Genomic DNA, 8,880 nt, shown 5'->3' with positions numbered 1-8,880 from the left:
GGCGAGCAGGGAGCCGAGGGCTGCGACGGCCGCGCCGACGCGTACGGCGGGGACGAGCCAGGCGGCGTCGGCCCCCCCGGGGGGGGGGGGGGGGGGGGGGGGGGGGGGGGGCGGCCCCCCCCCCCCCCCCCCCGCGGGCCGCCCCGCCGCCTCACGGGCGGCCCCCCCCCGGGGGGGGCCCCGCTCTCTTTTTCTGTGCTGTGCTGTGCTGTGCTGTGCGCGCCCGGATCAGGCGGCGCTGCGCGAGCGGCGGTAGAGAACCGATCCCGCACCGGCGAGCAGCAGGCCCGCGCTGGCCGGGATGAGCAGTTCGAGCCCCTCACCACCGGTCTGTGCGAGCTGCTCGCGGGGAACGTTCCGGGTCTCGGGGGCGTTCGGCTCGGGCGGCTGGTCGACCGGCGGGTCGACCGGCTTCTCCGGGGTGACCGGGGGCTTCTCCGGCTCCTCGGGCGGCGGGGGCGGAACCTCGGAGTCGTTGGAGCAGCTGTTGCCGAAGACGGGGTTCAGCAGTCCGCCGATGGTGACGCTGTTCCCGCAGAGGTTCACGGGGATGTCGATCGGCGCCTGGATCGAGTTGCCGGAGAGGATGCCGGGCGAGCCCTGGGCGATCCCCTCCGCCGTGGCGCCGCCGCCGTCCGGGGCCCGGTGACGACCCGTGCCGGGCTCGGAGGTGCGGTCCGAGGCGGTGGTGTCGCCCGCCTGGGAGCCGTTCCCCGAACCGCCGGGGACCGAGCGGTCCTGGGCGCCGCCGGAGCGGTCGGCCCCGGACCGGTCGGACTGCGAGGACCGGTCGGATCCTGCTGATCCGTTTCCGCAGTCGTTTCCGCTGGCGGGGTTGAGCAGTCCGCCGACGCTGACGGAGTTTCCGCAGACGTTGACCGGGATGTCGATCGGGACCTGGACCGAGTTGCCGGACAGCACGCCCGGCGAGCCGGAGGCGGTGCTCGCCGCTCCGGAGTCGGCGTGGGCGTATCCGCCACTCAGCGCGAGCACTCCGCCCGCCGCCGCCATGGTGATCAGGCCTTTACGAGTGACCTGTCGCATAGGTTCGTTTCCTGCCTTCTGGCTTCCGAAAAACCCCCGGACTTGACCGTGCGGGAGCCGAATGCCGAACGGTCCCGGAGTGCATGGAGTGCACTCCGGGACCGGTCGAGCTCAAACCCTTACGGGTTGACGTTCAACGTCAGGCGTTGACGCAGGTGTTGCCGAAGGCGGGGTTCAGCAGACCGATCACGGAGACCGTGTTGCCGCACACGTTGACCGGCACGTGGACCGGAACCTGGACGACGTTGCCGGAGAGCACGCCGGGGCTGCCGATGGCAGCACCCTGGGCGCCCGCGTCGGCGGAAGCCATGCCCGCACCCGCGAGAACGAGGCCACCGGTGGCAGCCGCAACTGCGACGACCTTCTTGATCATGATTCCTCCTAGTTGGAAAATGCGGTCCCAGCCGCGGACCGCAAACCTTGTAACGAGGAGGAATTCGCGGGGCTACGTGTGAACGGCTCGTTTCACTCGTTCGGACATGTCCGCACAGGTGGCCGAATCGGCGACGAACCGATGGCGAATCGGTCGTGGGGCAGTCAGGAGTGGTCGATGAACCGGTCGAGCACCCGCACGCCGAACTGCAGACCGTCGACCGGCACCCGCTCGTCGACACCGTGGAACATCCCGGCGAAGTCCAGCTCCGGCGGCAGCTTCAGCGGGGCGAAGCCGAAGCCCCGGATGCCCAGATCGTCGAACGACTTGGCGTCGGTACCGGCCGAGAGCATGTACGGCACGGCCCGGGCGATCGGGTCCTCGGCGACCAGCGCGGTCTGCATGGCGTCCACCAGGGCCCCGTCGAAGGTGGTCTCCAGGGCCTTGTCCGCGTGCACGTCCTCGCGCCGGACGTTGGGGCCGAGGATCCGGTCCAGGTCGGCGAGGAACTCCTCCTCGTAACCGGGCAGGTACCGGCCGTCGACATGGGCGGTCGCCTGGCCCGGGATGACGTTGACCTTGTAGCCCGCGCCGAGCTGGGTGGGGTTGGCGGTGTTCTGGAGGGAGGCGCCGATGAGCTTGGCGATGCCGCCGAGCTTGGCGAGCGTCTCGTCCATGTTCTCCGGGTCCAGCTCGGTGCCGAGCGCGTCGGAGAGTTCGTCCAGGAAGTGCCGCAGCGTCTTGGTGACCCGCACCGGGAACTTGTGCCGGCCCAGCCGCCCCACCGCCTCGGACAGCTCGGTGATGGCGTTGTCCTTGTGGATCATCGAGCCGTGTCCGGCGGTGCCGTCCACGGTCAGCTTCATCCAGTGCATGCCCTTCTGGGCCGTCTCCACCAGATACAGCCGCAGGTTCTCGTTGACGGTGAAGGAGAAGCCGCCGACCTCGCTGATCGCCTCGGTGACGCCCTCGAAGAGTCCGGGGTGGTTGTCGACGAGGTAGCGCGCCCCGTACGTACCGCCGGCCTCCTCGTCCGCGAGGAAGGCGAGCACGATGTCGCGCGGGGGCTTGCGGCCGCTGCGCATCCGCTCCCGGACGACCGCGAGGGTCATCGCGTCCATGTCCTTCATGTCGACCGCACCCCGGCCCCAGACGCAGCCGTCCGCGATCTCCCCGGAGAACGGGTCGTGCGTCCAGTCCGCCGCGTTGGCGGGGACGACGTCCGTGTGCCCGTGGATGAGGAGCGCCGGGCGGGAGGGGTCCTCGCCCTCGATCCGGGCGACGGTGGAGGCCCGCCCCTTGTGCGACTCGAAGATCTGCGGCTCCAGGCCGACCTCCGCGAGCTTCTCCGCGACGTACTCGGCGGCGAGCCGCTCACCGGGGCCCGAGTGGTCGCCGTAGTTGCTGGTGTCGATCCGGATCAGGTCACGACAGAGGTCGACGACCTCCTGCTCGGCGTTGCCACCGGTGACGGTCCGGCCCGTGCTGCTCTCGCTCACGCTGGTTCCTTCCACTGTCGCTGTGGTGCTCCTTCTCATCCTCCCGCGCCCACGGCGTACGCCCAAGGCCGCACACCCCCCGTCACACACCGTTCACAGCCATCGGGGCGTGATCGAGCACCCTCGAATGTTTGCTATGGTTTTCCACGTCGGAACGGGCACGGGCCCGCGAGACAGACACCTTGTCCGGGTGGCGGAATGGCAGACGCGCTAGCTTGAGGTGCTAGTGCCCTTTATCGGGCGTGGGGGTTCAAGTCCCCCCTCGGACACCAGCAGGAGCCCCACTTCGGTGGGGCTCTTTTGCGTCGTCGGACGGTTACGGAGAGGGGCGAGCATGCGGGGTCGCAGAAAGCCGCCCGCCTCGCCGCTCCCCCAGCGGGACGGCATCGATGCCGTACGGGTACGGCTTCCGGAGGATCCGGGGCGGATCTGGGCCACCGTCGGGGAGCATCTGGTCGACCGGTTCGGTGGGGCGATCGGGGCGGACCGGGTGGGCGGGATGCTGGATGCCGGTCGGTTCGTGGGGGCGGACGGGGTCGCCGTGCGGGGCTCGGAGCCGTACGCCGCCGGGCGGTACGTCTGGTTCCACCGGGACTTCGCGGCCGAGGAGCCGGTGCCGTTCCCGGTCGGGGTGGTGTACCGGGACGAGCGGATCGTGGTCGCGGACAAGCCGCACTTCCTGGCGACGATGCCCCGGGGGCGGCACATCACCGAGACCGCGGTGGCCCGGCTGCGGCGGGAGCTGGACCTGCCCGCCCTCCAGCCCGCGCACCGGCTGGACCGGCTGACGGCGGGGCTGGTGCTGTTCGTGGTGCGGCCCGAGGACCGGGGTGCGTACCAGACGCTGTTCCGGGACCGCCGGGTGAAGAAGGAGTACGAGGCGGTAGCCCCGTACGACCCCTCGGTGGCTCTTCCCCGGACCGTACGCAGCCGGATCGTGAAGGAGCGCGGGGTGCTCGCCGCCCGCGAGGAGCCGGGCGAGGCGAACAGTGAGAGCCGGGTGGAGCTGGTGGAGCACCGGGGCGGGATCGGGCGGTACCGGCTGCTGCCCGCGACCGGGCGGACGCATCAGCTGCGGGTCCATATGAACGCCCTGGGGCTGCCGATCGTCCACGATCCGCTGTATCCGGTGGTGGTGCCGGAGGGAGCGGTGGAGGACCGGGAACGGCCGTTGCAGCTGCTGGCGCGGGTGCTGGAGTTCACCGATCCGGTCGGCGGGGAGCCGCGTCGCTTCGAGAGCGCGCTGCGGCTCTCCGCCTGGCCGGACCGGTGACGTACGCGGTCCTCAGTGGCCGCGCTTGATCCACTCGTCGAGCTGCGGAGCCTCCGCGCCGATGGTGGTGGGGTCGCCGTGGCCGGTGCGGACCTTGGTGTCGCCCGGGAGCGTGAGCAGCCGGTCCCGGATCGAGTCGATGATCGTGGGGAACGACGAGAAGGACCGGCCGGTGGCGCCGGGGCCGCCCTGGAAGAGGGTGTCGCCGGTGAAGACGGTGCCCAGCTCGGGGGCGTACAGGCAGACCGCGCCGGGGGCGTGGCCCGGGGTGTGCAGGACCGTGAGCGTGGTGCCCGCCACGGTGAGTTCCTGGCCGTCGGTGAGAGCGCCGTCCGGGGTGTGCTCCGGGTGGGTCTGGAGCCAGAGCGGCAGGTCGTCCGGGTGGAGCAGGATCGGGGCGTCGGTGGCCGCCGCGAGGGCGGGGGCGGCGTCGATGTGGTCGTTGTGCGCGTGGGTGCAGACGATGGCGCGCAGCGTACGGCCGCCGAGTGCGGCCTCGATGGCGGCGGCGTCGTGGGCGGCGTCGATGACGATCGCCTCGGTGTCGTCGCCGACGATCCAGACGTTGTTGTCGACGTCCCATTCGCCGCCGTCGAGGGCGAAGGTGCCGGAGGTGACCAGGTGGTCGATGCGAACGGTCATCAGAACACCACCACCGAGCGGAGGACGTCGCCGTCGTGCATGCGGGCGAAGGCCTGCTCGATGTCGCCGAGCCCGATGGTCTCGGTGACGAAGGCGGCGAGGTCGAGCCGGCCCTGCTGGTGGAGGTCGACGAGCATCGGGAAGTCGCGGGAGGGCAGGCAGTCGCCGTACCAGGAGGACTTGAGGGAGCCGCCGCGGCCGAAGACGTCCAGGAGCGGCAGTTCGAGCTTCATGTCGGGGGTGGGGACGCCGACGAGGACGACCGTTCCGGCGAGGTCGCGGGCGTAGAAGGCCTGTTCGTAGGTCTCCGGGCGGCCGACGGCCTCGATGACGACGTCGGCGCCGTTGCCGTCGGTGAGGGCGCGGATGGCCTCGACGGGGTCGGAGGAGCGGGAGTTGACGGTGTGGGTGGCGCCCATCTTCTTCGCCGTCTCCAGCTTGCGGTCGTCGATGTCGACCGCGATGATCTTCGCCGCGCCGGCCAGCCGGGATCCGGCGATCGCCGCGTCGCCGACGCCGCCGCAGCCGATGACGGCTACCGAGTCGCCCCGGCCGACCTGGCCGGTGTTGATGGCGGCGCCGATGCCCGCCATGACGCCGCAGCCGAGGAGTCCGGCGACCTCGGGGGCCACTTCGGGGTCGACCTTGGTGCACTGGCCGGAGGCGACGAGGGTCTTCTCGGCGAACGCGCCGATGCCGAGGGCGGGGGACAGCTCCGTACCGTCGAGCAGCGTCATCTTCTGCTTGGCGTTGTGGGTGTCGAAGCAGTACCAGGGGCGGCCGCGCAGACAGGCACGGCACTGGCCGCACACCGCGCGCCAGTTGAGGATGACGAAGTCGCCGGGGGCGACGTCCGTGACGCCTTCGCCGACCGACTCCACGACGCCCGCGGCCTCGTGGCCGAGGAGGAAGGGGAACTCGTCGTTGATGCCGCCCTGCTTGTAGTGCAGGTCGGTGTGGCAGACGCCGCACGCCTGGATCTTCACGACGGCCTCACCGGGGCCGGGGTCCGGGATCACGATCGTCTCGACCCTGACCGGCTCGTTCTTGCCCGGTGCGATGACCGCTTGCACCTGCTGTGCCATAACCGTGCTCTCCCTGCTCCCGCGCTTCGCGAAGATCGATCGCGGACCACCGTACGCCTTGGGAGACCTGCTACGGGGCGAGGACGTCCAGTTCGTGCAGGGCGCCGACCGCGATCTCCTTGGTGATCCGTTCGGCGGCGTCCGGGTCGCCCTCGCGGACCGCTTCGGCTAGCCGGACGTGCAGGGTGACGGCGGCCGGGTCGGGGTCCTCGAACATCACCTGGTGGTGGGTGCGGCCCGCCAGGACCTCGGCGACGACGTCCCCGAGACGGGCGAACATCTCGTTGCCGGAGGCGTTGAGGACGATGCGGTGGAAGGCGATGTCGTGTTCGAGGTAGCCCTCCAGCTGCTGGCCGCGTGAGGTGGCGACCATGCCGAGGGCGCGTTCGGTGAGCTCGGCGCACTGCTCGGCGGTGGCGTGGCGGGCGGCGAGACCCGCCGCGACCGGCTCGATCGCGGAGCGCAGCACGGTGAGGGAGCGCAGCTGGCGGGGGCGGTCGGCGCCGGCCAGGCGCCAGCGGATGACCTGGGGGTCGTAGACGTTCCAGGTCTCGGTGGGGCGGACCGTCACACCGACGCGGCGGCGGGACTCGACCAGGTGCATCGATTCCAGGACCCGGACCACTTCGCGGATCACCGTACGGGAGACGTCGAAGCGCTGGGCCAGCTCGTCGGTGCGCAGGACGCTGCCGGGCGGGCACTGGCCGGACGAGATCTCCAGACCCAGGGTGTCCAGCACATGTGTATGCAGCCCCTGGCTCTGTGTGGTCATGAGTCAAGCCTACGGGGCGGTCCACAGGAATAATAAGTACGACGTTTACGTCACAGGCTCTTGAATAAGTCGTACCTAATAGGTTTCAGTAGCGCGACGGACCGATGTCGAAGAAGACAGCGAGACACCCCCATGAGCACCGCACCCCGCATGAGCACCCCCCACGTCGTCGTGGTGATGGGCGTAGCAGGAACCGGCAAGACCACGATCGGTCCCCTGCTCGCCGCCGAACTCGGCGTTCCGTACGCCGAGGGAGACGACTTCCATCCCCCGGCGAACATCGCCAAGATGTCGGCCGGCACCCCCCTGGACGACGACGACCGCTGGCCCTGGCTGGACGCCATCGGTGAATGGGCGCACGGGCGGGCGGGGCTCGGCGGGGTCGTCTCCAGCTCCGCGCTCAAGCGGGTCTACCGGGACCGGCTGCGGGACGGGGCGCCGAACGCCCTCTTTCTGCATCTGACCGGTGACCGGGCGCTGATCGAGGAGCGGATGGCGGACCGCAAGGGTCACTTCATGCCCACCGCGCTGCTCGACTCGCAGTTCGCGACGCTCCAGCCGCTCCAGGCCGACGAGGCCGGAGTGAGTGTCGACGTGTCCGGCACCCCCGAGGAAATCACCCAGCGAGCCGTCGCCGCGCTGCGCCGGCTCGAAGACTAAGGACCATCACCGTGACCAGTCTCAGCGTCGAGATGCTGGCAGCGGACGCCGCCGAACCGATCACCTCGGCAGGCAATGCTCAGTTGGGCATCGCCGTCCTGGCGGGTATCGCCGTCATCGTTCTCCTCATCACCAAGCTCAAGATGCACGCGTTCCTGGCGCTGACCATCGGTTCGCTGGCGCTCGGCTCCTTCGCCGGAGCCGCCCCGGGCGACACGATCCTCAGCTTCACCGCGGGCCTCGGCTCCACCGTCTCGGGCGTGGGCGTCCTGATCGCGCTCGGCGCGATCCTCGGCAAGCTGCTCGCCGACTCCGGCGGGGCCGACCAGGTCGTCGACACCATCCTGGCGAAGGCGAGTGGCCGGGCCATGCCCTGGGCGATGGTCCTCATCGCCTCGATCATCGGGCTGCCGCTGTTCTTCGAGGTCGGGATCGTGCTGATGATCCCGGTCGTCCTGCTCGTCGCCAAGCGCGGCAACTACTCCCTGATGCGGATCGGCATCCCCGCGCTCGCCGGGCTCTCGGTGATGCACGGGCTGATCCCGCCGCACCCGGGCCCGCTGGTGGCGATCGACGCCCTGGACGCCAACCTCGGTGTGACGCTGGCGCTCGGTGTGCTGGTCGCCATCCCGACGGTGATCATCGCCGGTCCGGTCTTCTCCCGTTACGCCGCGCGCTGGGTGGACATCAAGCCGCCGGAGAACATGATCCCGCAGCGCCCCTCCGAGGACCTGGAACGCCGTCCGAGCTTCGGCGCCACCCTGGCGACGATCCTGCTGCCGGTCGTCCTGATGCTGCTGAACGCGCTCGTCGAGATCGTGGTCGACAACCCGGAGAACGGCCTCCAGAAGGTCACCATGGTCATCGGTTCGCCGCTGATCGCCCTGCTCGCGGCCGTCCTGGTCGGGATGTTCACGCTCGGCCGGGCCGCCGGGTTCACCAAGGACCGGATCGCCGGCACCGTGGAGAAGTCCCTCGCCCCGATCGCCGGGATCCTGCTCATCGTCGGCGCGGGCGGCGGCTTCAAGCAGACCCTGATCGACGCCGGAGTGGGCCAGATGATCCTGGACTTCTCCGAGAACTGGTCGATCCCCGCCCTGCTGCTGGGCTGGCTCATCGCCGTCGCGATCCGCCTCGCCACCGGCTCGGCCACGGTCGCCACGATCTCGGCCGCCGGTCTGGTCGCCCCGCTGGCCGCCGACATGTCGACCTCGCACGCGGCGCTGCTGGTGCTGGCCGTCGGTGCCGGTTCGCTCTTCTTCAGCCATGTGAACGACGCCGGGTTCTGGCTGGTGAAGGAGTACTTCGGCATGAACGTCGGCCAGACGATCAAGACCTGGTCGGTGATGGAGACGATCATCTCCGTCGTCGCCATGGCGTTCATCCTGCTGCTGTCGCTGTTGCTGTAGCCGGTTCCGTACGGCCATGAACGACGGACGCCCGCCCCCCCCCGGCCCCCCGGGGGGGGGGGGGCGGAACGACCGCGCGCGGGGGCACCGCGCGCGGACGGGGGGGGGTGAGCGGCGGGGCGC

At 70.6% G+C, this 8,880-nt stretch carries 9 protein-coding genes and 1 tRNA gene; 4 read left to right on the top strand and 6 right to left on the bottom strand.

The window, feature by feature from the left end; all coding sequences use genetic code 11:
* Window positions 1-228 precede the first annotated feature (228 nt).
* The 3 genes from JS521_RS26245 to JS521_RS26235 all read right to left on the bottom strand — a co-directional run bounded on the left by JS521_RS26245 (window position 229) and on the right by JS521_RS26235 (window position 2,916).
* Complete coding sequence (locus JS521_RS26245) at window positions 229-1,044, bottom strand: chaplin (RefSeq protein WP_205085446.1); 816 nt, start codon at window positions 1,042-1,044, stop codon at window positions 229-231.
* A 139-nt stretch (window positions 1,045-1,183) separates the two neighbouring features.
* Entirely contained in the window at window positions 1,184-1,417 is a 234-nt protein-coding gene (chpH, locus tag JS521_RS26240; protein ID WP_006123411.1) for a chaplin ChpH, read from the bottom strand.
* Between the two features lie 164 nt (window positions 1,418-1,581).
* Window positions 1,582-2,916: a M20/M25/M40 family metallo-hydrolase gene (locus JS521_RS26235; RefSeq protein ID WP_205085445.1), complete on the bottom strand. Its 1,335-nt coding sequence runs from the start codon at window positions 2,914-2,916 to the stop codon at window positions 1,582-1,584.
* 184 nt (window positions 2,917-3,100) lie between these two features.
* Here JS521_RS26235 and JS521_RS26230 point away from each other — a divergent pair.
* Together JS521_RS26230 and JS521_RS26225 are read left to right on the top strand one after the other, a co-directional pair.
* Window positions 3,101-3,188 (top strand) — tRNA-Leu (locus JS521_RS26230).
* Between the two features lie 62 nt (window positions 3,189-3,250).
* Window positions 3,251-4,189, top strand: coding sequence for an RluA family pseudouridine synthase (locus JS521_RS26225; RefSeq protein ID WP_205085444.1), 939 nt, complete (start codon window positions 3,251-3,253; stop codon window positions 4,187-4,189).
* A gap of 12 nt (window positions 4,190-4,201) precedes the next feature.
* On the opposite strand, the gene JS521_RS26220 is transcribed toward JS521_RS26225, so the two are convergent.
* The 3 genes from JS521_RS26220 to JS521_RS26210 all read right to left on the bottom strand — a co-directional run bounded on the left by JS521_RS26220 (window position 4,202) and on the right by JS521_RS26210 (window position 6,688).
* A complete protein-coding gene (locus JS521_RS26220; RefSeq protein ID WP_205085443.1) occupies window positions 4,202-4,831 on the bottom strand; it encodes an MBL fold metallo-hydrolase in 630 nt (209 codons plus the stop codon).
* The gene (locus JS521_RS26215) at window positions 4,831-5,916 is read right to left on the bottom strand and encodes an S-(hydroxymethyl)mycothiol dehydrogenase (protein ID WP_205085442.1); all 1,086 of its coding nucleotides are present in this window, start codon (window positions 5,914-5,916) and stop codon (window positions 4,831-4,833) included. The genes JS521_RS26220 and JS521_RS26215 overlap by 1 nt, the downstream gene beginning before the upstream one ends.
* Before the next feature lie 70 nt (window positions 5,917-5,986).
* Entirely contained in the window at window positions 5,987-6,688 is a 702-nt protein-coding gene (locus JS521_RS26210) for a FadR/GntR family transcriptional regulator (RefSeq protein WP_205085441.1), read from the bottom strand.
* Between the two features lie 150 nt (window positions 6,689-6,838).
* On the opposite strand from JS521_RS26210, the gene JS521_RS26205 reads away from it, so the two are divergent.
* Both JS521_RS26205 and JS521_RS26200 read left to right on the top strand, forming a co-directional pair.
* Window positions 6,839-7,348 (top strand): gluconokinase, encoded by a 510-nt coding sequence (locus JS521_RS26205; RefSeq protein WP_205085440.1) that lies wholly within the window; start codon window positions 6,839-6,841, stop codon window positions 7,346-7,348.
* 11 nt (window positions 7,349-7,359) lie between these two features.
* Window positions 7,360-8,757, top strand: coding sequence for a GntP family permease (locus JS521_RS26200; RefSeq protein ID WP_030799751.1), 1,398 nt, complete (start codon window positions 7,360-7,362; stop codon window positions 8,755-8,757).
* Window positions 8,758-8,880 lie beyond the last annotated feature (123 nt).

The organism is Streptomyces durocortorensis, assembly GCF_016901035.1.
GTDB classification, from domain to species: Bacteria; Actinomycetota; Actinomycetes; order Streptomycetales; family Streptomycetaceae; genus Streptomyces; species Streptomyces durocortorensis.
This window is presented reverse-complemented; position numbering and strand designations above follow the sequence as displayed.